21 protein-coding genes are annotated in these 23,421 nt (G+C 59.5%); 6 read left to right on the top strand and 15 right to left on the bottom strand.

Annotated elements, in window-relative coordinates; all coding sequences use genetic code 11:
* Nucleotides 1–5: 5 nt before the first annotated feature.
* The 5 genes from QVG61_RS09370 to traU form a co-directional block, all read right to left on the bottom strand.
* Complete coding sequence (locus QVG61_RS09370) at nucleotides 6–1,412, bottom strand: conjugal transfer protein TraH (RefSeq protein ID WP_289930370.1); 1,407 nt, start codon at nucleotides 1,410–1,412, stop codon at nucleotides 6–8.
* Nucleotides 1,399–2,211, bottom strand: a complete 813-nt coding sequence (locus QVG61_RS09365; RefSeq protein WP_289930369.1) for a conjugal transfer protein TraF — start codon at nucleotides 2,209–2,211, stop codon at nucleotides 1,399–1,401. Before QVG61_RS09365 ends, QVG61_RS09370 begins: the two co-directional genes overlap by 14 nt.
* On the bottom strand, nucleotides 2,208–4,148 hold the full coding sequence (locus tag QVG61_RS09360) for a conjugal transfer protein TraN (RefSeq protein ID WP_289930368.1): 1,941 nt from the start codon (nucleotides 4,146–4,148) through the stop codon (nucleotides 2,208–2,210). Before QVG61_RS09360 ends, QVG61_RS09365 begins: the two co-directional genes overlap by 4 nt.
* 269 nt (nucleotides 4,149–4,417) lie before the next feature.
* Nucleotides 4,418–5,344: a TrbC family F-type conjugative pilus assembly protein gene (locus tag QVG61_RS09355; protein WP_289930367.1), complete on the bottom strand. Its 927-nt coding sequence runs from the start codon at nucleotides 5,342–5,344 to the stop codon at nucleotides 4,418–4,420.
* Nucleotides 5,329–6,333: a conjugal transfer pilus assembly protein TraU gene (traU, locus tag QVG61_RS09350; protein WP_289930365.1), complete on the bottom strand. Its 1,005-nt coding sequence runs from the start codon at nucleotides 6,331–6,333 to the stop codon at nucleotides 5,329–5,331. The genes QVG61_RS09355 and traU overlap by 16 nt, the downstream gene beginning before the upstream one ends.
* 307 nt (nucleotides 6,334–6,640) lie before the next feature.
* On the opposite strand from traU, the gene QVG61_RS09345 reads away from it, so the two are divergent.
* From QVG61_RS09345 to QVG61_RS09320, 6 genes are read left to right on the top strand one after another with little or no spacing between them, the layout of a single operon-like run.
* Nucleotides 6,641–7,021 (top strand): hypothetical protein, encoded by a 381-nt coding sequence (locus QVG61_RS09345; protein ID WP_289930364.1) that lies wholly within the window; start codon nucleotides 6,641–6,643, stop codon nucleotides 7,019–7,021.
* Entirely contained in the window at nucleotides 7,018–9,513 is a 2,496-nt protein-coding gene (locus QVG61_RS09340; protein ID WP_289930363.1) for an Hsp70 family protein, read from the top strand. The genes QVG61_RS09345 and QVG61_RS09340 overlap by 4 nt, the downstream gene beginning before the upstream one ends.
* Nucleotides 9,514–9,516: 3 nt before the next feature.
* Nucleotides 9,517–10,983: an ATP-binding protein gene (locus QVG61_RS09335; RefSeq protein WP_289930362.1), complete on the top strand. Its 1,467-nt coding sequence runs from the start codon at nucleotides 9,517–9,519 to the stop codon at nucleotides 10,981–10,983.
* A gap of 11 nt (nucleotides 10,984–10,994) precedes the next feature.
* Nucleotides 10,995–12,641 (top strand): hypothetical protein, encoded by a 1,647-nt coding sequence (locus tag QVG61_RS09330; RefSeq protein WP_289930361.1) that lies wholly within the window; start codon nucleotides 10,995–10,997, stop codon nucleotides 12,639–12,641.
* A 6-nt stretch (nucleotides 12,642–12,647) separates the two neighbouring features.
* Nucleotides 12,648–13,400 (top strand): hypothetical protein, encoded by a 753-nt coding sequence (locus tag QVG61_RS09325; protein ID WP_289930360.1) that lies wholly within the window; start codon nucleotides 12,648–12,650, stop codon nucleotides 13,398–13,400.
* 48 nt (nucleotides 13,401–13,448) lie between these two features.
* Nucleotides 13,449–15,254 (top strand): peptidoglycan-binding domain-containing protein, encoded by a 1,806-nt coding sequence (locus QVG61_RS09320; protein ID WP_289930359.1) that lies wholly within the window; start codon nucleotides 13,449–13,451, stop codon nucleotides 15,252–15,254.
* Nucleotides 15,255–15,435: 181 nt separating this feature from the next.
* On the opposite strand, the gene traW is transcribed toward QVG61_RS09320, so the two are convergent.
* Genes traW through traL form a run of 10 tightly spaced genes read right to left on the bottom strand, consistent with a single transcriptional unit; the run spans nucleotide 15,436 to nucleotide 23,420 of the window.
* Nucleotides 15,436–16,080, bottom strand: coding sequence for a type-F conjugative transfer system protein TraW (traW, locus tag QVG61_RS09315; protein ID WP_289930358.1), 645 nt, complete (start codon nucleotides 16,078–16,080; stop codon nucleotides 15,436–15,438).
* Nucleotides 16,019–16,549 carry a signal peptidase I gene (gene lepB / locus QVG61_RS09310; protein ID WP_289930357.1) on the bottom strand — a complete coding sequence of 177 codons (531 nt, stop codon included), beginning with the start codon at nucleotides 16,547–16,549 and terminating at the stop codon, nucleotides 16,019–16,021. Before lepB ends, traW begins: the two co-directional genes overlap by 62 nt.
* Complete coding sequence (locus QVG61_RS09305; RefSeq protein WP_005960073.1) at nucleotides 16,546–16,875, bottom strand: TrbI F-type domain-containing protein; 330 nt, start codon at nucleotides 16,873–16,875, stop codon at nucleotides 16,546–16,548. Before QVG61_RS09305 ends, lepB begins: the two co-directional genes overlap by 4 nt.
* On the bottom strand, nucleotides 16,875–19,400 hold the full coding sequence (gene traC, locus QVG61_RS09300) for a type IV secretion system protein TraC (RefSeq protein WP_289930356.1): 2,526 nt from the start codon (nucleotides 19,398–19,400) through the stop codon (nucleotides 16,875–16,877). Before traC ends, QVG61_RS09305 begins: the two co-directional genes overlap by 1 nt.
* On the bottom strand, nucleotides 19,397–19,780 hold the full coding sequence (gene traV / locus QVG61_RS09295) for a type IV conjugative transfer system lipoprotein TraV (protein ID WP_289930355.1): 384 nt from the start codon (nucleotides 19,778–19,780) through the stop codon (nucleotides 19,397–19,399). Before traV ends, traC begins: the two co-directional genes overlap by 4 nt.
* Complete coding sequence (locus QVG61_RS09290) at nucleotides 19,777–20,592, bottom strand: DsbC family protein (protein ID WP_289930354.1); 816 nt, start codon at nucleotides 20,590–20,592, stop codon at nucleotides 19,777–19,779. Before QVG61_RS09290 ends, traV begins: the two co-directional genes overlap by 4 nt.
* On the bottom strand, nucleotides 20,589–21,875 hold the full coding sequence (locus QVG61_RS09285) for a TrbI/VirB10 family protein (RefSeq protein ID WP_289930353.1): 1,287 nt from the start codon (nucleotides 21,873–21,875) through the stop codon (nucleotides 20,589–20,591). Before QVG61_RS09285 ends, QVG61_RS09290 begins: the two co-directional genes overlap by 4 nt.
* Nucleotides 21,876–22,586: a type-F conjugative transfer system secretin TraK gene (locus tag QVG61_RS09280; protein WP_289930352.1), complete on the bottom strand. Its 711-nt coding sequence runs from the start codon at nucleotides 22,584–22,586 to the stop codon at nucleotides 21,876–21,878.
* Nucleotides 22,537–23,136: a type IV conjugative transfer system protein TraE gene (gene traE, locus QVG61_RS09275; protein ID WP_289930351.1), complete on the bottom strand. Its 600-nt coding sequence runs from the start codon at nucleotides 23,134–23,136 to the stop codon at nucleotides 22,537–22,539. The genes QVG61_RS09280 and traE overlap by 50 nt, the downstream gene beginning before the upstream one ends.
* The gene (gene traL / locus QVG61_RS09270) at nucleotides 23,133–23,420 is read right to left on the bottom strand and encodes a type IV conjugative transfer system protein TraL (RefSeq protein ID WP_289930350.1); all 288 of its coding nucleotides are present in this window, start codon (nucleotides 23,418–23,420) and stop codon (nucleotides 23,133–23,135) included. The genes traE and traL overlap by 4 nt, the downstream gene beginning before the upstream one ends.
* Nucleotide 23,421: the final 1 nt, after the last annotated feature.

Genomic DNA, 23,421 nt, shown 5'->3' with positions numbered 1-23,421 from the left:
CTACCTTACTGGGCGGACGCCCACACCAGGCTGCGGAACATGCCCGGTGAGAGCTTGCCGACCAGCGCCTTCTCGTATTCGCGCACCCGCTGGGTGAACACCAGCGTCTCGTCGAAGCCCCGGCGCACGTCGTCCTTGTAGGTGCGGATCTCGCGCCGGGCCTTGATCACGCCGTCGAGGAAGTCGCGGATCTTGTCGTCCTCCTTGTTCTCCAGGGCACGCACCGAGGCGACCAGCTTGCCGAGCAGGTCGTTCAGGTAGGTGTAGAGGATGTCCTTGGCGATAAGTGTGGCGTAGCTCTCGATCTCCGGTTGCAGCGTGCCGGGAATGTAGGCCACGCCCACGGTCAGGTACTTGTGGACCGGCAGTGAGGTGGAGGCCAGTAGCCCCTGCTGCACGGCATCGAGGCGGGTGTCGTTCTGGATGTTCACCACGATGTCGTTGAGGATGGCACGCACCTTGGCGATCAGGCCCTGGTTGATGGTGACGGTCTGCGAGGCGTTCATTTCGGTGCAGGCGAACTCGTCCCCGGTGCCGTTGGAGCAGGCCTTCACGGTGACGCTGCCGCCCTCGAGCAACACCCGGAGCAGGTCCCGGCCGGTGTTGTCCGCCAGGATGGAGGGGATCACCTGGTAGGTCATGGTGGTGTCCTCGTTGCCGGGATTGTCCACCCGCATGATCACCGTGCCCGAGAGGTTCATCATCACCTGGGCGAGATCCTTGTCGCTCACGAAGAAGGGATTGCGCATCATGGCACGCCAGGCCAGGTTGCCCTCGGTCACCATCAGGCGCTTCATCTGGCTGTTCTGCAGGGTGCTCATGCGCTCGCCGCCCGTAGTGCAGGCGACCTCGGCCTCGGACCAGGTTTCGCCCCGGCTGTTCACCCGCTCCATGATGCAGGCCTGCTTGGACATGCCAAAGGTCTTGAGCGCCCCGCCCACCAGGGCCGATCCGGCCTCGCAGGCGTTGATGCTGTTCAGCCCGTATTTCTGCGCCCAGGTCTGGATCTGCTCCATGGTGGAGGCGATCTGGGGGCTGATGGTGCGCAGCGCCAGCATGAAGGCCTGGCTCACGGCCACCGAGCCGATGTTCTGGAGCATGGCCACGAACTCCTGGGCGTTGATGAAGGAAAACCCGCCGCTGAAGAAGTCGATACCGCCGCAGCCGGCGCGAAAGCGCGGCCACTGCACCGAGTAGAGGGTGTAGTTGCGCTGTGGCACGCGCATGAACACGCCGCCGCCGGTGAAGTACCCCGCGCTCTGGCCCTCGTAGACGCCCGGCCGGGTGACGTTGCTGAAGTTGAGATCGTTGAAGAAGGTGTCCATGTCCGTGGCGAGGTCGGCCCGGGCGCTGAATACCGTCAGGACGAGACACAGGCCCGACATGAACGCGTGGAGCTTACTCGTTGGCATCGATTTGCCCTCCTGAGAGTTGCGCCTGCAACAGCGGGTTCGGCGGCTGCCCGTTCATCAGGGTGTAGATGCGCCGCCGCAGCTCGGACCAGCTCACGTAGCCGAAGGCGACGGGATGAATGGCCCGGTCGCGAGGGTTGACCAGGAACACGGCGGGTACCGTGTCCACGTTCAGCTTGATCGCCACCTCCGCATTGCTGCGGGGGTTCGGGAAGTCGGGCAGCGTGCCGCCATCCAGGCTGATGGGGATGACGTGGAAACCGTAGGCCTCGGCGAAGGCCTTCAGGATAGGGGCGAACTTGTGGCAAAACGGGCAGGAACCCTTGAAGAAGAAAAACAGCCCGTGACTGCGCGCGGTCTTGGCGAGGAAGCCGTCGACCAGGCGAAGTTTTTCGTCGTTGAACACCTGCACAGCCTGGTCGTTGACCGGGTGGATCAAACGACTGTCCAACGCCGGTGTGGTCCACACCACGCGCTGCCAGGCCTGGGCGAAGTTGCCCGCGCGCTTCATGGCGAGCTGGTTCAGGCGCAGGTAGGTTTTCAGGTTCTCGTCCGTGGGCTCCAGGATCGCGCGGGCCTTGGCGACTTCCAGTTCCTCCTGGAAGGCCGACAACGCCGCCACGGGATCGGCGGGCACAGGCGACGGAGTCTCGGGTTCTTCAGCCTCGGGTTCCGGTTCGGGATCCTGGTACCAGAACCAGCCCTCGCTGTGGCGTTCGTAGTAGACCACCGGCTCACCGGGGGCGGCATATGTGCCGCTCATTGCCAGGATCCCCCACAGCAATACCCAACCCTTCACGGCAGCAACCTCTGGATGCGCTGTTCGATGATCTGCTGCATCTGGTTGCCGGAAGGCCGGTCGGCATTGTCGGCGGCGGCAAAGGCATCGGCGTAGAACTCGGTGAAGTCGATGCTCGCGAAATCGATCTGTGTCAGCTCCTCGGGCGTGAGGCCGCGGCAGTTGGGGTTTTTCGAGGAACCCCAGTCGATGCCGAGCTGGGGGCGGCCCTGTTCGTGGATGATGCGGGCAAGCTTGGAGTTGAAGCAGCAGTAGGTGTACTTCCGCGCCAGGCAGCCGAAGATGGATTTGTCGCTGCAATAGGAGCCGACGTAGTGGCATTGTCCGGCCTCGCGCTTCTGGCCAAGGACCTGCTCCTGTTCGGAGCACTGGGCGAGCGACAGGTCCAACCCCCAGCCGCTGTCTTTGCAGCAGTTGGAGAAACCCAGGACGGTCTTCTTGCAGCGCATGTCCTGGCCCTTGAAGACCACCATGTTGGTGGTGTCGAAATCGTTCGCCGCCGATTCCAGCGCTCCCAGATGGCTCGCGGCCAGGCCGAAGTCCTGGTTCGGCGTATAGCCGGCATCGAAGCAGTCGCCGTCGAGACAGAAGGTCTGGCCGCCGCAGTTCATCACCGTCTGAGTGGCGGCATTGCCTTGGGGACAGCGGTAGGTCTGCTGGTACTCGTAGCAACTCCCGTCCGGCAGGGTGCTCACGCAGGTGGAATTGACCTGGCTACAGCCGCGGTCGCGCAGTTCCTGGCAATAGGGCTCCTCGCGGGTCTCACCGGTGGCGCACAGGTAGGACAGGTCATAGCGCCAGCAGTCGCGGTAGACCTCGATGCCGTCGATGAGGCGCGTCTCGCCCGGCTCCAGGCAGGTTTGGGATTGCTGCACGCACATGCCGGCCTGCGCCTGCTGTTCCAGCGCACCGCAGGTGCTCTCCCAGGTCTCCGACCATTGGCAGTCGCAATATTGCGTGGCCTTGAACTTGATCCAGCCCTCGCCGCCGCCGGCGACGATCACCCGCATGTCGATGGTGTTGAGGCCGGTGCGCAAATAGGGCTTGATGTCGATATTGAGGGACTTGTTCCAGCTCGTGCTGAGTTCGCACCAGCCGTAGCTGGAAGCGCCGTACTGCACGCGGCGGAACCGGCCGGTGGTGACTACCTCCAGCCGGTCGCCGCCGTAAGGCCCGACATAGACCAGGGTCCCGTTGACGACGACCTTGATCCAGTCGTCGAAGCCGGCCTGGATGAGGGTGAATTCCTGGACCTTGTTGATGTCCTCGATGGTGAAAGTGGTGCTCCGATCGAAGACGGCGCAATAACCGCTCCAGTAGTTGTCGCTGATGGTGCCGATGGTCAGATAGGGGTAGGTGTAGGTCCAGCGCATGTCACTTTGCACGGAATCCAGGTTGATGCCGCCGGCGTCGCATTCGATGGGTCGGTTGCAGGACAGGTTGAGGGTCTTCTGGCAGCCAACCTGCTGGTCCATGCCCCACTCGGTGCAGTATTCCTCCGACCAGGTGGCCGGGGCAGTGGTCGTCGTGACCTCCTGGCAGCCGCTGTACTGGCCGGTGAGCTGCTGCCCGAGCAGGGTCTCCGGATCGGCGCTGATGGTGTCGCCACGCTGGACGATGGGATCGTTGCGGTCGATGTTGAAGCGCGGGCGGCTCAAGGCGCTGTCCTGTACGAAGCTGCCGACCTCGCTGTTGGGCAGGGCCTGCCGCGCGGCGTCCTCGATGCCGAGGCCCGAGCCGTAGTACTGGGTTTCCGGGACGCTGGTGCCCTGGTAGCTTGGCACCGTGGTCAGGTCGGGGCTGGCAGCCGCATTCGATACGCCGGTGTTGTTCGCGTTGCCGAAATCCTTGCCGAGCTGCAGGGCTTGATCGCGCGTGAGGTCCGCCGCTGTCGCTGCGAGCGGAAGCGTGAGACAGGCCAGAAGCAGGATGGGCATACGTACCAAGACAATCGATGGCAAAGCCTCGTTCAGAGCACTCCACGCGTCCCGGATCAAGGCGCGGACCGCAGGGAATGGCTGGCCCTTGCCAAGGGCCGCAACGCCGAGCCGGGACGCGTGGGGCGCTCCCTGCGGGCGGGCGTCTGGGCAGCCATCCGCGGTGTTGCGTCGGCTTGCCATAGGAGTGCTATGGCGGCGCCACCGCGCCTTGCGGCTGACCGCCCAGACACCCGCTGAACGAGGCTTTGCCATCAATTGTCTTGGTGTCATGGCCGCGCCTCCAGCCGCTCCCGCCACTGCTCGGCACGGGTTCCCAGTGTGGTGCTGTCAGCCTCCCGCGCCATGACGCCCAGGGCGTAAACCAGGCTTACGTCACCTGCCACTTTCAGATGTGTGGGTACCGGACAGCTCTCTGGTGTGCAGGGAGCGATAGTGTCCAGCGGCAGCACGAAGGTCGGCACCTTGTCCACGCCGAAACGCTCGAACAGGGTGGGATCGATGGCCAGCGATGGGAGCGGCCGGCTCACGGGGCCGAAGGCCAGTTGCGGAGACGGCCGCTGCGTCCCGGCCCCTGTGATGGTGGGGTCCGGCCGCTGCGCCCCAGTCGCTCGCACCTCCGCTGCGCGCCCGTGCTCCGGGGCGGGTTCACCCGTCGTCTCACTACTGTCTCCCGTGCCCAGCAGTTCGCCGAGGCGCGCCACGGTGCGCTTCATGGAGTTATCCACCAGTCCCCGTAACACCACCGGCGACTCTACTCGCGCGGCTTCCACGAGCAGTGACCGTAGAGAGACTTCAGGCATCGAGAATGAGACGAAGACCAGCGGATGGGGCTCGTTGCCATCAGAAGGCGAACCAGCCGGTGTGGCCAGCCGGGGGTCGGACAGCAGGGCCTTGATGTCTTCCCTGGCCTTGGCCAGTGTCTGTTGGTCGATCTCGGGAAAATCGATGCCGGCTAGACCGGCTGGTGCATTGCTACCGGCCTGGCCGGCGGACGACAAGGCACGTTCGCCTTCACGGCGAATCCTGCGATTGAAACGGGCATCCCGGCTCAGGCGCTGTGCCTGTTCCACCGCATCCCGTGAACGGGTGCTCGCGCTGTCCAGGTCGTCGGCGCCCGGTTCCGCCGCTGGGAGTATCGGCGCTGTCGCCAGGTACAGGCTGGCGAGCGGCAACAGTCTCAGAATGCGCAGCATGCCTTCTTCCTCCAGATTAGATAGGCCCAGTCTTCGCCGCGCACTGGATACTCACGCCCGGCGCCCCAGGGGATGGTGACCCTGCCGAAAGGCTGCGCATTGAGCGTGAAGGGGACGGGGTAGAGCATCTGCGTCTTGTACTGGGACTTGCGCAGGATGGGCAGCGGCAGGGGCAGGCACATGGCGTCACGACTGGACGTGTCCCGAGCGATGAGCTGCCGGTGCAGTTTGGCCGCCATGCGCTGTACTAGCAGCAGCGAGCTGTCCACGCCGCCTTCGTGATGTTTCACGTTGCCGTCGATGGGGTACATGGAACCCTGGCAGCCGGCGCACCAGAACAGCGGATCGAGCGGAAAGCCCAGGGTGGCCGCGGCACAATCGGCGGCGCAGGCGGCCTGGGCAATGGGATTGGCGAACAAGGCCGCCTCGGGATTGATCAGGAAGGCGAGTTCGTCATCCTCCCAGAGCGGGTCCAGCTCCGTGATATACAGGATGTCGAAGGACTCCGGCGTCACGCACGCCAGGTCCGTCAGCAGGTTCATCCACGCCAGCAAGGGGTAGATGTACCAGTGGACGTGATAGAAGGCGTCCCGGTTGTTGCTCGTCTTGATGTTGGTGCCCGACGGTGCGGCCAGTGAGCCCAGGGTGACACCACCCAGCAGGGGGGAGCAGAATGGCGTGCGCACCACCTCGGCCACCCGGGCCGGCTCCCAGAATCCCGCCCCGAAGCCGATGCGGACAAATACGGGCGGCGGCGCGGGGCAGGTGCAGATCAGCGGCACGCTGTCCCCGGAATCCTCCATCCCCATGTCGATTCTGAGCGGACCGATGCTGATCGGGAACACACATTTCCAGCACACGTCGGTGAACGGGTTGGGGAAGCGCCCGTAGCAGGGCTGCTCGGCCTGTGCCTGGGTGGATGTCAGGCACAGCAGTAGCACGATTAGGTATGCAGTCGGCAGAGTGTAGTGGATTGACGGGCGCTTCATGCGCCCATCGTTGAGCGAACTGGGCGCTTGGGGAAGGAAAAACCTTATATCCTTTTCAATGGAATTTCTGACGGTTCAAAGGCTCGATGGAGTGTAACTTATTGAAAATACGCGAAGAAAAGGCATGAGGTGTTTGGGGCGCCTCTATTCCCATGCATGATGTGGAATCTCTTCCTTACTTTGGGTAATCTATTGATCCTAAAAAGGAAAATCACTAACCACCGCGGAGCGGGATGTTCTGCCAACAGGTATCCAGGGTTACCTCAGATGTGGCGGTAGTGGGATGAGCTAAAAAAGGGAGGGGCGTATGGCCGATTCTGAACAAACGACAACCACCCCTGAGGCCATGAGGGATGCAGTGATCAGTATGGCAGTTGAATCCTGGCGCTTTGGCCGGGTGTTCGACCGTCTGCTGACAAAACTCGATGCCGGAGAACAAAACCGGTACAAGAGCCAGTTCCGGTGGTTCATCAAAAAGGTCGAAGAGGCCCTTGAGCAGGCCGAGCTCAGGATCGTAAACGTCGAAGGACATCCCTTTGATCCCGGCATGGCCGCCACTCCCCTGAACATCGAAGAATTCGACGCGAAGGATGCCTTGATAGTCGACCAGATGCTCGAGCCGATCATTATGGGAAAAGAAGGCTTGGTGAAGACAGGAACCGTCACATTGAGGAAGGTGGAATTATGAAAAATTTTGTCGGAATTGACTTGGGTACCACAAATAGCGCGATCTGCTCCTATGACGGTTCCGAGACCCGCATCTGGAAGAGTCCCGAACAGAATGATGTGACGCCATCGGCAATCTATATCGACCGACGTGGTAATAAGTACGTCGGTAAGCGGGCATATGACTCGGCTCCGCACAGCCCGGACAACTCCGCCATGCTGTTCAAACGACTCATGGGGACGAGTACGCCCGTTCATCTATCTGCAGTGAATCTCACCAAAACCCCCGAAGAGTGCTCAGCAGAGGTTCTAAAGGTTCTGTTCGGCTACTTGCCCGAGGAAATTCGAAATGACCCCGATACCGGAACTGTCATCACTGTTCCGGCAGCGTTTAACCAGATGCAAAAGGATGCGACCATGCAGGCCGCGAGCATGGCTGGTATCGGTAAGGTTGCACTCATGCAGGAGCCCGTGGCCGCGGTGATGAGCGTCATGCGTGCTCGTAATACCGATGGTATGTTTCTAATCTACGACTTGGGCGGTGGTACCTTAGATATCGCAATCGCTGAGAGTATAGGTGGTCGAGTCAATCTGCTCGCCCACGGTGGTATCGCCATGTGTGGCGGCCGGGATTTCGATCGTGCTCTCGTCGATAATGTTGTCCGTCCTTGGCTGCTCGAAAATTTCGATCTTCCTGAAGATTTCTCAGTTAACCCAAGTTTCAAGTCGCTCATTCGTCTAGCCACCTGGGCAACCGAACGCGCCAAGATCGAGCTCTCGGCGCGAGAGGATGCTGTCATCAGCTTGTCGGAAAGCGAAGCGCGGGTTCGGGATCTCAATGGTAACGAAATCTATCTCGACATTCCCTTGCAGCGAGATACCTACGACGAGTTGATTGCCGAGCGTGTCAATGAGTCGATTGAAGCTGCTCGAGAAACTCTTAATAAAGCAGGATTGACCCCTCATGACCTGGAGCGCATTGTGTTTGTCGGCGGTCCAACCAATTATAAACCCCTGCGTGACAAGGTCGCATTTGAGCTGGGAATTCCCGGCAGTACCGATGTAAACCCCATGACCGCCGTGGCTGAAGGGGCAAGCTTGTTTGCCGAATCCATCGACTGGGGATCTCAGAACCGCTCACGGAAGAGTACCCGAGGGCAGATTTCCTCCGGTGGCGAACTTGCGTTGTCCTTCAATTACATTGCTCGCACGCCAGATGTTAAGGCCAAGATTGCGGTTCAGCTGACCGGTGAGGCTGAACCTGGTTCAGAATTCCAGATCGATAGTGTAGATACTGGCTGGACATCAGGTCGTCTTCCTCTCAAACATGGCGCAACCGTAGACGTTGCCCTTACGAAGACTGGCGATAACACATTTAAGGTATTTGTTTTTGATTCAGTGGGTGGTCCCATAGCCTTGGAACAGGACAAGATCGTTATCACCCGCACAGCCGCCACGGTAGACGCCATTCCGGCCTCTCACTCGGTTGGAATTGAGGTATTGGAGAAGCTCGGCGGCCGTCCCGTGCTCGAGTACCTGGTCCGCGCAGGTGATTCGCTCCCCAAGAAAGGCAAAAAAGTATTCAAGGCTGCGGAATCACTCAAGGCGGGCGCGGCAGGGTCACTCAACCTGAAGCTTTGGGAGGGTGAAATTGAGGACCCCATTACAGATAATCGTCCGATCGGTGTCTTGAAGATTTCCGGTTCCGATTTTGATGACGGCGTGATTCCCGCCGGTGCCGATCTTGAATGCGAATACGAAATCCTAGATTCCGGCAACATCATCCTTGAAGTCTCCGTGCCTTGTATTGGAGGCACTTTCCACTCCGGCAAAAACTTCTATTCCCGCCAGGAAGGACAACTCGACTACACCGCAGCCGCCGCTATGGTCGTTGAAGAGGGCGAGAGGACGCTTAACCGCATCGATGAGATCAACGACGTCGTTGACAGCCCAAAACTGGAGCAAGCGCGGCGGAAGCTTGAGTCCGCTGTCTCGCTCGATCCAGAGGAAGCGGAAACAGAAAACTCCCAAGAGGCCATGGAAAAGGTTCTTGAGGCTCGGCGACTCATTGCCCAGGTCAGAAAGGAGCATCTCAAGGAAATTCGCCAGATTGACCTCGATAATGTAGTGTCCTTCTTCAATGAACATGTCCGCCAGCATGCGCGCCCGTCCGAAGCGTCAGCGTTCGATAACCTCACGAAGACCGCGCAGCGCTCAATTGACAGGAATGACAAGGATTTCGAACACCATCTTGATGAGCTGAAAGGAAAAAATTTCGAGATCCTATGGCGGCAAGATTGGTTTGTTGTCGAGCGATTCAAGTGGATGATCAGCTCGCCCCACTTATTTGCCGACAAGCCGCGCTTTGAAGAACTTGCAAAGATTGGTACGCAGCTCATGCGCTCCGATGACATTGAGAAACTTCGCGCTGTTGTCGCTCAGCTTTCGATGATCCAGATTGGTGGTGGCCCTGATACCGAGATGTTTGATGTAGCCAACATAATCAGGGGATGATTTATGGCGAAGGATTTATGGCTGCCCAAGGGATATGAGTTGCTGGATGGCTCAAAAATCCGATCACTTCTCTTTTCGGGGGATGACTGGCAGATTTTTGATACCAATGGATCGAGCAATGTCCTGCTTGCGCGCCCGGAGTTGGCGAAGAAGTGGAAAGAAACAGGTTTTCTCGACGGGTCTCTGCTTGGTGAGGTCTCGTTTGGATCCGAATCATACTGGTGCCTGGTCAGCCATAAGAAATATGCCCTGACGCCGATTGAAAATGGAAAATCCCCCGAGAGCAAGGTAGATGCCTTGGCCTTTGCACACGCGCTAAAGGAGTCTCGAAAACTCTCGGAGAGCGTCTCATTCCATGACGCCATTTATGTGGAGCAGTACTCCAGGCTGCTCCCGGCCTGGACGTTGACACCACATGTCGACGATGAAGTGGTTTTGGGAACATGGATTACCGGTGGCGTAGTCATTTCCACGGATTCATTCAGACGTTTGACCAATCTGACAGGGTGGATGCCCGCTGGCGATCTTGCGGAAATCATCGAAGCTGCAGGATTTGATGTGCCTGCTGATGCAGGATTGCTCACTAAGCACAAGCCAGCGTCGCAAATCAAGACTGATGAAAAGACCGCCCTCGCTGAGGCGGACGATGAGACTGACCGGCCGCAATCACGAAAGGAACCAGTCGAGCCCAAAGTGTTCAGGCTTCCTGGCCGACCGCAGTTAGAAGAGTTTTTCAACGAGCATGTCATCGACATTATCTTCAATGCTGAAAAATATCAGGCAATGGGTATCGAGTTTCCTTCTGCCATTGTTCTCCATGGGCCACCGGGCTGCGGTAAGACCTTTGCCGTAGAACGCCTTGTCGAGTTCATTGATTGGCCAAGCTACTCGATTGATTCCAATAGTGTTGGTAGCCCTTACATTCACGAAACCAGCAAGAAAATTTCCGAGATTTTCGATAAAGCGATTGAGGACGCTCCATCCGTTATTGTCATAGATGAGATGGAGTCTTTTCTTTCCGATAGGCATGCTGGCAGCGCTTCGGGATTGCATCACGTTGAAGAGGTGGCGGAGTTCCTCCGGCGCATTCCGGAGGCGATCAAGAACAAGGTTCTGATCATCGCCATGACGAACCTGATCGATATGATCGATCCAGCTATTCTCCGGCGCGGTCGTTTCGACCATATCATTGAAGTCGGTATGCCCTCAAGGGAAGAAGTGGCTTCGCTAATCGACTCTCTATTGAGCAAGCTGCCAAAATCCGATGACCTCAACGTGGATAAGATCCTAGACGCTCTCACGGGTAGAGCTCTATCCGATTCAGCTTTTGTCATCCGTGAGGCAGCAAGACTCGCTGCTAAAGCCGGTAAGTCACAGCTTGATCAAGAAAGTATTGATTCCGCGTTGAGCAGCTTGCCGAGCGAAACAGAGAAAAAAAACAGACCGATCGGGTTCGTCTGGGATGAGTAACGGGAGGGAGCATGGACCTTTTGGAAAATCCTTTTCATATCCTGAGTGCCAGCCCCCGCGATGACCGTCGACGGATTATGGAATTGGCCGATGAACGTAGCCTACTTCTCGATTCAAGTGCGTGCATGCAGGCTCGGTCGGACCTGACCAACCCCAGGAAGCGGCTTTCCGCCGAGGTTGCCTGGCTGCCAGGCATTGGGCCGAAGCGCGCTGAGGATGTGTTGTCAATCCTCGAATCCTCGACGTCAGATCTTATCGATGTCGATAAGCTGACGTCAATTGCACGAGCCAATTTGCTCGCGGCTGGCCTCTCTCGGCTACCTAATTATACATCTGATGACGTTGCGGAGTGGATTCTTGAAATCGCTTGGGCATTCGATGATATCGATCCAGAAGATCTGAGGGTAATTATTAACGAGGAACGTGTTGTTTCCGGCTTTCCTGAGGTGATCGACCTCTCGAACTTGGAATCGGAAATTCAGGAGCGGCGGCGATATTATCGGCAAGTCATTAAATCTGCCTTGGATAAGCTTTCTGCAAAGGAGCTCGTTGAAGCGGTTACCGTTGCAGTTGAATCTGCAACTGATGATGGCGAGGAACATGGCCCCATTCTGATTGATGACCTCGTAGATTCCTATGAGGTAGAGGCCCAGGAGTTCCTTGAAAAGGAGGAAGAAAATATTAGGGCCTTGGTCGAGAAAATACAGGCGGCCGTAGATGAAGAACAGCCGGATTCTGTTTTGAATCCCATGGTGAATAAGCTTATCCAAGTCGTAAAAAACTGGGACACCGTCGCCCAGCCAATACAGGTTAGTACAAAAAGTCGAGGGTTAGATCACGAAGCAAGCTACCGCGTCGCCGGACTCGTGCGCGGTTTGGCGATTCATATGTTCAACGAACACGGCAAGCTTGATTTTTCGAAGCAACTCACGAACATGCTGCAGGAAGTATTTGCGGAGGTTGTGGAAGTCGCAGAGCGCACTGCTGAGGACGCAGATGCTCTTGATGAGATTGCGGAGCAAAGGGCGCAGCTTATAGAAAATGCAAAAAACCATGCTGAAGAATGGCGAAGGGAAATAACCTACGAGGCTGATGTCGGAGTTATCTTTAAGGATAAACTTCGCATTTCTCCAGAAGGCATCGAGTGGAAAGGGCGCCACTGGGCTCTCGATTCCATTACGCGTGTTCGCTGGGGAGGTACCCGCCATTCGGTCAACGGCGTTCCCACCGGAACCACCTACCACATTTTTTTTGGAAATGACTCCGATTACGCATCCATCGAGTTGAAGAAGGAAGTCATATACACGAATTTTATCGATCGCCTATGGAAGACAGTTGGTGTTCGACTACTTACTGAGTACCTCGAAGGTTTGCAAGACGGAAAAAAATATCGATTCGGATCCGCTGTTCTAAGTGATTATGGCATGGAGTTAGAGCGAAAGAAGCTGTTTTCAAGTAATGAGCGAGTTTTTTGCCGGTGGAGGGAACTTGTTATCTGGAATGGAGCTGGTGTCTTCTGCATCGGGAAAAAGGAAGATAAAAAGGTTGTGGCAGCTTTTTCTTACCAGGACGAGGACAACATTCACATATTGGAGGCCGCGATTCGCATGTTCTGGAAACGAGGTGGGGATAGGTTGAGTAACCTCTTGGGGGAATAAGGACGTATGGATAACAAAGACAACAAGCGCGGATTTTCCGGTCTCTCTGACCTAACATCGGATACCGGTACCCGTCCACAGACTCAGTCCAGTCCGGTTATCTCTAAGCACGCAGCACCGGCAAAGACCGTGTTCGCCTTGCTTGAACTGACCAAGTGGCCAACCCTCCCGGCCCCATGGTCGAGCGTTGATAGTGGTGAGACGTGGATATGGGGGGATTTCTTTCTTACCTTCCAAAAGAATCCAAAGACCGTTCTTGACCTGACCATGGATATACAAGGAAAGAAAGGAGAATTCAGAGGGATGACCTACCACTATGCTATGACGGTTTTCTACAGGCTTGACAAGAATCCCCATGGCCCGTCGCACCGGCCAATCATGACTATCGCCCTCGAGCAAGCTGACATGGGTATATTGGCATCGCTACTAAGTAGCGATGACGGAAGCCTCTTGCAGGCAGAAGCTGGCAGCAAAATGGGTCAGTTGGTGATTGGTTTATTTACAGGCGATGCTCGCTTGAATCTTGGTGAATATGAAGGTGATGTAAGCCCGCAGGCTGTCAAAGAGCGCTTTTTCGAAATTCTTGGGCGACAGCTGGGAGTTTCTGGGCGGCCAAAGATGATCGGTGATTTAGCGAAGGCGCACGGACATCCCGAGACGGGTCTGCCCGCAAAAAAGAATAACTCTGGGTGTGCTCCGGTAATAGTTCTTTGTATCGGAATCGGTGGCCTGGGAGTGTGGGGGCTGACTTTCATGTGACGGGGTCCGCCATGACCGTTGTGTGCGAAATCAAAAGGACCAGTACCCATGGCTGATGATGAAGATAAGGTAAAAAAAGGATTTTCAGGGCTCTCTGACCTGGTTTCCCAGGTCAGTGGCATTGACGAGCCGACAAGTTCAGAGTCAAAAGCGGAAGCAAATACCTCCACGCCTAACCAGGTTTCCTCGCTTCAACAGGAAACCCCTTCCAGTGAGTCCGAGAGAAAGGAACCAACGTCATCTCCGCCTATAGAAACAGTCAGTAGCGGAAAAGGCGGAGGCAGCGCAGGAGGAAAATGGATTCTTGCCATTATTGGTTTCGCCTTTGTGGTCTGGCTGATTAACAATGGAGGACAAAGTAGCAAGAAACCGTCGTACACCCGCCCATCCCCGTCACTTAGCTATAACTACCCGCAGAGTAACCCCGCTCCAGTAGTCAAGACCCCAAGAAAGCCAGTAACTCCCCGTTTGCAATATACGAAGCCTTCGGTTGGCACCAACAATATACTGTCCGTGCCAGAGATACGCTGGTGCGTCCGGGAAAGCATTCGAATCGAGGCGATGAGAAATGTCATTAATACCAACAAGGGGATTGATGCGTTCAACCGAATTGTCAATGACTACAACAGGCGCTGCGGTAGTTATCGATATCGCCGAGGATCTCAGCAACGCGCCGAGCGTGATGTTGAAGTCTACCGAAGTCAGATTGTAGCGGAAGCCATCCGAGAAGCAAGGAATCTGGGGCGCTCATATCAGATCAAGAGGCCAAGTCTTCAATATACAAGAGAGGCACAGCAGCTCCTGACAGACCTTGGCTACAATCCAGGCCCGGTGGATGGCAAATATGGTCCACGTACCGCGAATGCTGTAAAGGCGTTTCAGCGCGACATTGGAATTAAACAAGATGGATGGATTGATCAGAGTCTGATTAATGCTCTAAGAAGAGCAAAGGCCGTATATATACCAAAACGAATGACCCCATCGGCACCGCAAAGTCAGTCAAGACAATCATTCCAAACCAGCACTTCATCGATGAATTCGATAGCTGCGGCGAGGTACTTTACTCGTGGATCAGTACAAGATGAGGTGCTAGCGATACAAGGAAAACCATCGGACATTGATATCTACTCGGGCACTGAAACCTGGTGGTATGGGACGAGCAAGGTGGAGATTTCGAGGTCGAGCCGACGGGTTGTCTCGTGGGATAATAATGGGAATCTGAAGGTGAGATATCTTCCCGGTTCGAATACCACATCTGCTTCCTATTACACCAGGGGTTCGCATCAGGATGATGTTCTACGATTACAGGGGACGCCATCGGACATTGATATCTACTCGGGTACTGAAACCTGGTGGTATGGGACGAGCAAGGTGGAGATTTCGAGGTCGAGCCGACGGGTTGTCTCGTGGGATAATAACGGGAATCTGAAGGTGAGATATCTTCCCGGTTCGAATACCACATCTGCTTCCTATTACACCAGGGGTTCGCATCAGGATGATGTTCTACGATTACAGGGGACGCCATCGGACATTGATATCTACTCGGGTACTGAAACCTGGTGGTATGGGACGAGCAAGGTGGAGATTTCGAGGTCGAGCCGACGGGTTGTCTCGTGGGATAATAACGGGAATCTGAAGGTGAGATATCTTCCCGGTTCGAATACCACATCTGCTTCCTATTACACCAGGGGTTCGCATCAGGATGATGTTCTACGATTACAGGGGACGCCATCGGACATTGATATCTACTCGGGTACTGAAACCTGGTGGTATGGGACGAGCAAGGTGGAGATTTCGAGGTCGAGCCGACGGGTTGTCTCGTGGGATAATAATGGGAATTTGAAAGTAAGATGATTCAATGTCCTTATATTTGGGGCTCGAATTGGTTATTGGCAGCGCGGAATGATTCAAGACCACTGCGAGTAAGTTCAGCGAAACCCGTGGATTTCATCTTAAGGGCTATGACGGGTTGGGTTGCGACATCGGTGGAACACTGTGGAGTATAATATAATATGTCAGAATGTCGAGACTAGTGTTACTCCTGTGTACGGAGATTATGTTCCATCACTCTCAGCTGCTTCCCATCTTGACTCACTATAGCTGGCAGCCGCTGAATACGAAATCGTTCCGTCAGCTTTCCCCGTTGATCAAAATACAAGCGTAATTTCCACTCCTTTATAAGCGCCATTATTGGTCCATTGGTCAGAATCGGTTTCACTCGTAGCGGATCGCTGTCAATCACCGATCGTGCCCATTCAGCTTGGATTGGGTCGTCGCCGTCGAAGAACAGGAGTTGCTTCGATAGTGTAATGTAATCTAGTGGATTCACAGTGGTTCCTGCCGGGTGAATGATGCGGCCCTCGTGGTCTCTGATGTCATAGGGAACAGTGAGGCTGGGGTCCACATAGTAGGTCCGGTCTTTCTTTGCGCGTGGGAGGTGTACGCCTTTCGGGCGTTCCACATAGGCTCTGTACCGGGCCTTGGCGTCTTCTTCGATACGTGCCAGCTCGCCGCTTTCCTCCAGTGCTTTGAGGTGCTGCTCGATTGTCACAAGCATGTCCTGCTCGGCGATGGGGTAGACGGGGCCTACAACGCCAAGGTCCTGGCCAAGCAGGATGCTAGAACAGGCGAACAGCGCGACCGATAACGCGATCTTCGGGAATCCAGCCGATGTCTTCATAGCGGGAGTCGTAACTGTCAGGATGGGGCGTCCAGACGAAATAATATCCGTTTGGAATCACTCCGGCCGGTCCGGGCCGCAGGGGCTTACCGGACCGTGACCGGGTTTTGGCGGTGGCGATGTATTCGTCGTTGATGTAGAAATCCCGTCCCTTGCGGGTGACTTTATCGCCGGGCATGCCCATTGCCTTCTTGATGAAGAACATTCCCTTCGGGTAGAAGCGGTTCTCCGGCGGGTAGAACGCGACCAGATCGCCGCGGTTCTTCGGCATCTCAGTCTTGAGTACCAGGTACAGCACACCCGGCAGGCTGTCGGTGCCGTTGATGCCGAGGCGGTACCAGGGTGAGAGCATCAGGGAGATGAGCCAGACCGATATGATGATGCCGAGGGTGAGGCCCATCCACCGGGCGAAGCGATGGATCTTCGGGTGAGAGTCCGTGGGTACAATCGCCAGGGTCTGTGTCGTCATGGCGTGTGTTCCTCGATGCGTTTGCGCAGGATCGCCGTAAGGTCGGGAGCACCGGAGACGATGGCTGGAGCGGCGAGAATGACGACACGGTATTCCCGGGCCAGCTTCGTAGTCTCCTCTTCCAGGCGGGCGGCGAAGCGGGCTGCGTCCATCGAGCGTTCCGCTTCGGGGAGCTTCATCAGATCGGGACGGCGGACGTGTTCATTGACCAGTCCGGCCAGGTCCACGTGGGCGACGGTCAGCGGTGGAAAGACGATGCGTTCCACCAGTAGCGCGACCAGCCCACCCGCAAGCCCGAACAGCAGGCCGTATGTCCAGCGCGGCATCAGCGGCTCCCCCCGGTTTCCACCAGTCGCTCGATTGCCGCGACTAGGCTCAGCCCGTGGCGTTGCATCGCCTCGATGGCGGCGTACTCTTCGGCGCGGGTGGAGTAGAGTTTTTCGGCGAAGGGGTCCACCACCAGGCGGCCGACGGTGGTGCCGCCGGGACCCATGACGGCGATCTCCGAGTACTTGCCCTGCTGGGTGTCCACGCTGGTCAGCAGACGGCGCAGGGCCTCATCCATCATGATGCGGTCGCTGTTCTCGGCGGCCTTGATGGATTCCGGCTTCTGTCGGAGCAGGAACACCCAGTCGGCGTTGTCCAGCGCGGCCTTGGAGGTGCCGGACTTGAAGTAGTCGTCGATGCCCTGGGTGATGGTCATGAACGCCCCGCCGAACTTGCGTGCGGTGCGGTAGCCCTGCTCGATGAACTGACCGGCGTTGCCCTGTCCCATCAGCCGCCACGCCTCGTCGATGATGCACAGCTTGCGCTGGTTGCGGTCGCCCAGATACATGGCCTCGGTGATGCGCATCATCAGCAGCAGGAGCACCACGGTCTGCAAATCCGGCCGGGCGTCCAGCTCGCCCAATTCCAGCACCACGAAGGGGTTGTCCAGATCGATGTTGGAGGCCCCCTCGAAGTAGCGGCCGTAGCTGCCGTTACGGGTGTAGGGATAGAGCATGCGCCCGACGCGCCGGGCGCTTTCCTCTTCGTTCCCGAGCAGGCAGTCGGCCACGTGGGAGATGGTGGCATGGTTGCCGTGCGCGTCCCAGGTCACCTTGATGGCCTCTTCGAGAAAGGCCATTTGCAGGCTGTTGAGCCCGTCTTTCGGGGCGGCCATCTGCGCCAGGACCGCCTTGAGCATGGGCGTCTCTTCCGCAATGTCGCGAATGCCGGTGAAGGGGTTGAGGTTGATGCGCGTGCCTTCCGAGAACTCGAGGTAGGTGCCGCCCACCAGGTGACAGAGCCGCTCGTAGCTGCGCCCCGAATCGATGACCCAGACCCGGCCGCCGGTTCCGAGCAGGCTGGTGACCATCTCCTGGGTGAAGAAACTCTTGCCGGCGCCGCTGGCCGCCGCCACGGCGACGTTGAAGTTGCCCTTCTTGTTGTCGAAGGGATCGATGTGCATGATTTGGCCGCGCCGGCCGAGCAGCATCAGCAGGGGCGTGCCGGTGCCCTTCCATTCCGCGATCACCGGCGCGGTGTTGATGCAGGACCAGGTGAGGAAGGTGCGCAGCCGGCCCAGGATGCGCATTTCCTCCACGAAACCGGGTCCGGGCATCAGGGGCAGGCCGGAGAGGAAGGCGTGCAGGGCAGTGAAGCGGTCTTTCTGCAGGGTCCAGCCCCGCGACTCGAACAGGGCGTTGAGCCGCTGTTCGGCGTAGTCGCCCTCGTCCTGGGGCGCGAACAGCACCAGTTGGGAATGGGCCTGCAGCAGCTTGTGTCCGTCCTCCACCAGGCGGGTGACGAAGTCCCAGTCCTGCTTGCGCTCCCGCCAGGCGGGCAGGAAGCGCCCCATGGCCGAGTCCGCCATCTGGGTCGCGCGGGCCGCCTTCATCTTCGCGCCGTGGGCGGCCGAGACCTGGTCCGGCATGTGTACCGTGAGGGTATAGAGAAACGGGCAGGGCAGGCGCAGGGTGTTGCTGAAGAGATCGCCGATGAGGTCGCTCATCCCCCAGCCCGCCCAGGACTGGGGATACTGGCGCACGGAGTAGGGGCGCACCTCGATGACGTGATCGCCGTGGCCCAGCCCTAGGCCGTCGCGGCCGACCAGCAGCAGGGTGTCACCGTCCACCACCTGTTCCTTGAGCAGGCGGTCGTCCTCCCAGTGCAGCGGCGCACGCCGGTCCCGTGGCGGGTTCAGGATCGTGTCGAGCAGGTTGATGAACGTATCGGCGTCCACGGGCCGGCTCGGCAGTCCGGCCGAGGAGAGGATGCCCCGGATGGCCTCGCGGGTGCGCGCCAGCCAGTCGTTCTCGGTACGGCTCCCCGCGCCTTTCGACAGTGGTCGGACCACCGTGATGAACAGCCGGAAGTCCCGCACTAGCATGGGCTGGTCCGACAGCAGGGAGCACCAGTTGCCGCGGCGCAGGTAGTCGACACGCTTGCCGGCCAGGAACCGGAACACCGTGCCTTCGCCGGACTCGCCCTGGCGCGCCGCCGCCCAGTGCTCCAGCAGGGGCAGGATATCCGGCGAGGCGTACAGCAGGATCTGCACCGAGGTACCCGGCTTCAGGCCCTGGGTGAACAGCCCGCTCAGTACCTTGAGCTGATTCTCGCCGAGTCCCACCGCCGGGGTGGCCTCCAGCATGAAGCCCACGCTGTCCTCGTTGAAGAACAGGTGGGTTTCCGGGTCGAACCGCTCGTAGGGAAGCAGGGTGGCGAGCCGGTGGTTGTCGGTGAGTGCCCGCAACCGCCGAATCGACGGCGGCAGACCGCCCGCAGCGTAGACCGCGGCGGGCGGCTCCTCCTGGAACCAGCGCCGGATTTCGTGGGTGACGATCTGTTTGACGTCGGTAAGGCTGATCATCGCCCGAGCCGCCAAGTGCCGTTGTCCAGCCGCAGGTAGAGGTAGGTCTCGTCGTGGAGGTCGCCTGCCTTGTCTTCCCAGCGGTTGATCCACACCCGGATGTGCCGCGGGCGGGTGAGCAGCGGATCGCCCGGCTGTACCGTGGCGACGACAGGCGTGTTCGCCGGCTCGGCGAGCGGGCGCTCGGCGGCCTCCTGTTCGCCGTCTTCGTCGTCAGGTGTGACGCGGCCACGGGTCAGGGTGCCGGTGACCGAAGCCTCGTAGACTTCCCCGACCGGCTTGCAGCCGATGCCCTCGGGCACGCCGCAGGCGTATTTGGGGCTGCTGGCGCAGCCGGCGAGCAGGGCGAGAACCAGGAGGCTGAGAAGCGCCTTGCTCATCGGGCCGCCTCCCGCCCGGCTTTGGCGCCTTGCGCCAGCCAGGCCCTGAGCTGGTCCATGGGCAGGTAGCCGTTGCGCACCCGCCCGTCGGGGGCGACCAGGGTGGGCGTGCCCTGGACCCCGTGGGCGCGACCGAAGGCCATGGCCTGGTCGACGAGTTGCAGCGTTCGTTGGGTACAGTCTGCGGAGGGCGGTTCGCCGTCCAGCGCCTCGCCGCTCATCACCCGGGCGAGGGCCTCTGCCGGCTGCGCGTGACAGAGAATGCGGGCCGCCTTGTCGCGGGCCTCCGGATGCAGGGCGGGGACGGGGAACATGATCTCCCACACCTCGATGCCCTCCGCCTGCCGCAAGGCCTTGTTGAGCTTGCGGCACCAGGGGCAGTCGGGATCGGAGAAGATGGCAAGCTTCAATGGACCTTCGCCGTAGTGCACGGCCGCCTCTAGGGGCAGTTCCTGCCAATCGAGGCGCGAGAGCTGTGACTTGCGCTCGGCGGTCACGTCCCGCGCGGTCTTGAGATCGTAGAGGTGGCCCACCAGCAGCCAGCGGCCCGAGGTGTCCGCATAGAGGACGTTCTGTCCAGCCACGACCTCCACCAGCCCCGGGATCGGGGTCGGCGCGATGGCATCGATTTTCGTCGACGGCATGGCCTGCCGGACGCTCCGTTCGATGGCGGCGAAGTCTTGTTCGGGGATGGCCTTGTTCTGCGGGAGGGCAGGCGGTTTGGTGCGGTCTTGCGCCGGCTCGGCCGCATGGCCGAGTCCGCCCGCGAGCGTCAGGAGCAGGCCGAAGAGTATCTTGTGGCTCAGGTTCATGAGGGTCCTCCGGTATCGTTGGCGTTATTGAGCAGGTCCACCCCTAGCTCGAGTCCTTCGTTCAGCACGACTTCCACGACCCGGCCGGCATCCACCTCGAGGACCGGATAGACCTCGTTGGCCCGTTCCAGATACCACTGGGCGATGCGGTCCAGTGCCGAAGCGAAACCGTTGGCGACCCCGTACTGGGCGATGTTGCCGGGATCAATGCTCTGCACGTTGCCAAGGGCGCTGGTGGACAAGGACGTGAATGACTGGGCGACGCCGTTGCCGATCCCGCCGGCCACGCCGGCGACCAGTGCGCGGGCGATCAACTGGCCCTGCTTGCTCACCACCCGGCCGCGCAGTCCCGCCTTGCCGTCCTCGCCCGTGACGAAGCCTTTCAGGGCGACCTCCAGCACGGTGCCGTCGCGCAATACGCAGCTCAGTTTCTCGAGCCGCAGGTAGGCGCGTTCGGAGGCCAGGTCCCCGTAGCCGGCGGCGGTGACAAAGCACTCCCGTACCCGCGACCGGAAGCGGTTGGGCAGGGTGCCGTGGTCCACGAGGCGCAGGAGGACCGGCTGCGGGTTGGTCTTGGCGAGTCCGCCGGTGGGTGCGTCGAGACCGGAGAGCAGCACCGCCTTGGCGAACGCCCCGGCCGGAAGGAAGTCGCGCACGTGGTGGGTGACCTTGTCGGCGGCAGCCTCGCCGTCGCCGGCTTTGCGCGTGGTGGTCTTGCTGTCCGGGACGTTGCCGGCCGGGGCGAGGTCGACCACCAGGATGCCTGGTGGCGTACCGGCACGCGCGGTGGTGCCGCGGCGGGTGCCGTCCAGCCGTCTTGGCGGGGGTGGTGGCGGCAGAAGCTGCTTGGCGACGGTTTCCTTGATGCGGTCGCCCTGAACCGAGGGCATCAAGTTGCCGGAAGCGGAATTGGCCGACGGCTGCGGTTTCGACGTGGGGGGTGGTGGCAGTGTCCGGGGAGTGGTTTGCGCCTTGTCGCGTTGCTGGCGTTGCAACCGCTCCAATTGGCTGCGCAGGTCGTCCATCTCGCGCCGCAGCGCCTCGTTCGTCTGCTTGATGTTCTGCAGTTCGGTCTCGGAACGGGTGATCCAGACCTCGCTCGGGTCCAGGCTGTTGGCCGGGGTGCGGTAGCTCTTGACCACCTCCCGTGCCTTGACGGCCTGCTCGATCCGGCGGGAGGGATCGGAGAGGTAGAGCCCCAGCACTACCAGCGAGACCACGGCGCCCACGGCGGCGATGGTGATCCAGGCCTGGCGGCGGCGGATAGCCCGGCTGTCTTCCATCTACCGTCCCTCCCTGACCAGATAGATCCAGGTCGACTGCTGCGGGACCAGGGTGTGTTCCACGATGGCCACCGCCTTGATGTCGGCGGCCAGGGCCGCGAACTCCCGCTCGTCCAGGCGCATCTCCTCGTCCGAGACGTTGGTGAGCTGGTACACTTCGCCGGTGAAATCACCGTCAAAGCGTGTGACCAGCACGACCCTGGCCTCGGCCCACAGCGGGATCTCCCGCCCCTCGGCGGCGGGGAGGTAGCCGTCGGGCACCGCGCCGCGCGCCATGTCCCGGACCAGGCGCTTGATCCGCTCGATGTAGGGGATGGAATGGGCATCGTGGCCCGAGACGCGCGCAGCGGCGGCACGGTTCTTCGGGCGGAGCAGCACCGTGTCCGACGGCATGTCCACGGGCACCGCCAGCAGGGTATGGGTGGCCCCCTGGTCGTCCCGGATGAAGAAGCTGAAGGCCCGGGCCGTCATGCCGGGCACGGGACGCAGAAACACCTGGCCGCCCTCCCGGTCGGGTTCGACCTGCATGTGGTCCTCCAGGCCCCAGACGCGTGTGATCCGGCCTCCATCCGCCATGGCGATGCGGGTGAGATCCCTGATGGACACCTTGATGGTGACAGTCTGGCCGTCCACTACCTCCACGAGTTGCAGGGCGTGGGCCTCAAGACTCAGGTTCAGCAGTATCGCCGTCAGTAGCAAACGGATTCGCACTGTCTTGGACCTCCGTGAATTTCGAGACGAACAGCCGGCCGTCCCGGTAGACGAACCGGATCAGGAATCGGGCCTGGCGTTGTTCGGTCTGTTTGTTGCCCACCAGGGTGGTGAGTTGGCCGGTGAGGGCGGCCTGTTGCCCCTTGAGCCGGATCTCCTGGGGGTAGAACACCGAGGAGAGGCGGTTGCGCTTGATCTTGTGCGCGTCGCCTTCCAGTTTGGCGGCGAGGGCGCCGTAGCTCTTGGGATCCGCGTAACGCAGGAACAGGCTCACCTGGTGATCGATGTTGTCGGGGTTGTAGGTGAGGGCGAGGCTCGCGAAGAACACCGCCATCTGTTCCAGGTACTCGGGTGACACCTCGTCGCCATGCACCCAGAAGGTCTTCTCGAACACCGGCGGGACGACGATGGTCTTCTCCCGCACGTCGGTATTGATCACCCAGTACGCCAGGCCCATGTTGGAGACGGCCATTGCCAGGGCGACGGCCATCCACAGGTTGCGCCGCCAGAGGGTCTCGGCGAGCAGGGAACGGTAGCGGCTTTCCCTCATCCCACGTACTCCCGGACGTGACTGGGCGCACGCCCCCGAAACCACCACTGCGACGGCGTGTACCAGTAGAGAAAGCGGGCGATGATCCCCCGACCGCCTTCCGCCTTCACCCGCGCGAAGCCGCGGGACAACAGCAGGCCGATGACGACGCCGACGAGGATCTGGCCGAGCAAGGCCCCCATCAGGGTGAAGAAGATCACCAGGATGGCCTCGTCCGCGTCCCAGAAAAAGAACTGGGGCGGATCATCTAGTCGGCGGGGGATCAGGTAGTTCTCCTGTTCCACG

The sequence above is a fragment of the Thiohalobacter sp. IOR34 genome (assembly GCF_030406045.1).
Classification (GTDB): Bacteria; Pseudomonadota; Gammaproteobacteria; order Thiohalobacterales; family Thiohalobacteraceae.
This window is presented reverse-complemented; position numbering and strand designations above follow the sequence as displayed.

Bases quoted from the DNA above. Each gene is read 5' to 3' on its own strand.
- lepB (WP_289930357.1), bottom strand. From the start codon at position 16,549: ATGACGACACAGACCCTGGCGATTGTACCCACGGACTCTCACCCGAAG.
- QVG61_RS09340 (WP_289930363.1), top strand. From the start codon at position 7,018: ATGAAAAATTTTGTCGGAATTGACTTGGGTACCACAAATAGCGCGATC.
- QVG61_RS09370 (WP_289930370.1), bottom strand. From the start codon at position 1,412: ATGCCAACGAGTAAGCTCCACGCGTTCATGTCGGGCCTGTGTCTCGTC.
- QVG61_RS09330 (WP_289930361.1), top strand. From the start codon at position 10,995: ATGGACCTTTTGGAAAATCCTTTTCATATCCTGAGTGCCAGCCCCCGC.
- QVG61_RS09285 (WP_289930353.1), bottom strand. From the start codon at position 21,875: ATGGAAGACAGCCGGGCTATCCGCCGCCGCCAGGCCTGGATCACCATC.
- QVG61_RS09290 (WP_289930354.1), bottom strand. From the start codon at position 20,592: ATGAACCTGAGCCACAAGATACTCTTCGGCCTGCTCCTGACGCTCGCG.
- traE (WP_289930351.1), bottom strand. From the start codon at position 23,136: ATGAGGGAAAGCCGCTACCGTTCCCTGCTCGCCGAGACCCTCTGGCGG.
- traV (WP_289930355.1), bottom strand. From the start codon at position 19,780: ATGAGCAAGGCGCTTCTCAGCCTCCTGGTTCTCGCCCTGCTCGCCGGC.
- QVG61_RS09335 (WP_289930362.1), top strand. From the start codon at position 9,517: ATGGCGAAGGATTTATGGCTGCCCAAGGGATATGAGTTGCTGGATGGC.
- traC (WP_289930356.1), bottom strand. From the start codon at position 19,400: ATGATCAGCCTTACCGACGTCAAACAGATCGTCACCCACGAAATCCGG.
- QVG61_RS09355 (WP_289930367.1), bottom strand. From the start codon at position 5,344: ATGCTGCGCATTCTGAGACTGTTGCCGCTCGCCAGCCTGTACCTGGCG.
- QVG61_RS09305 (WP_005960073.1), bottom strand. From the start codon at position 16,875: ATGCCGCGCTGGACATACGGCCTGCTGTTCGGGCTTGCGGGTGGGCTG.
- QVG61_RS09320 (WP_289930359.1), top strand. From the start codon at position 13,449: ATGGCTGATGATGAAGATAAGGTAAAAAAAGGATTTTCAGGGCTCTCT.
- QVG61_RS09345 (WP_289930364.1), top strand. From the start codon at position 6,641: ATGGCCGATTCTGAACAAACGACAACCACCCCTGAGGCCATGAGGGAT.
- traW (WP_289930358.1), bottom strand. From the start codon at position 16,080: ATGAAGACATCGGCTGGATTCCCGAAGATCGCGTTATCGGTCGCGCTG.
- QVG61_RS09325 (WP_289930360.1), top strand. From the start codon at position 12,648: ATGGATAACAAAGACAACAAGCGCGGATTTTCCGGTCTCTCTGACCTA.
- traU (WP_289930365.1), bottom strand. From the start codon at position 6,333: ATGAAGCGCCCGTCAATCCACTACACTCTGCCGACTGCATACCTAATC.
- QVG61_RS09360 (WP_289930368.1), bottom strand. From the start codon at position 4,148: ATGCCCATCCTGCTTCTGGCCTGTCTCACGCTTCCGCTCGCAGCGACA.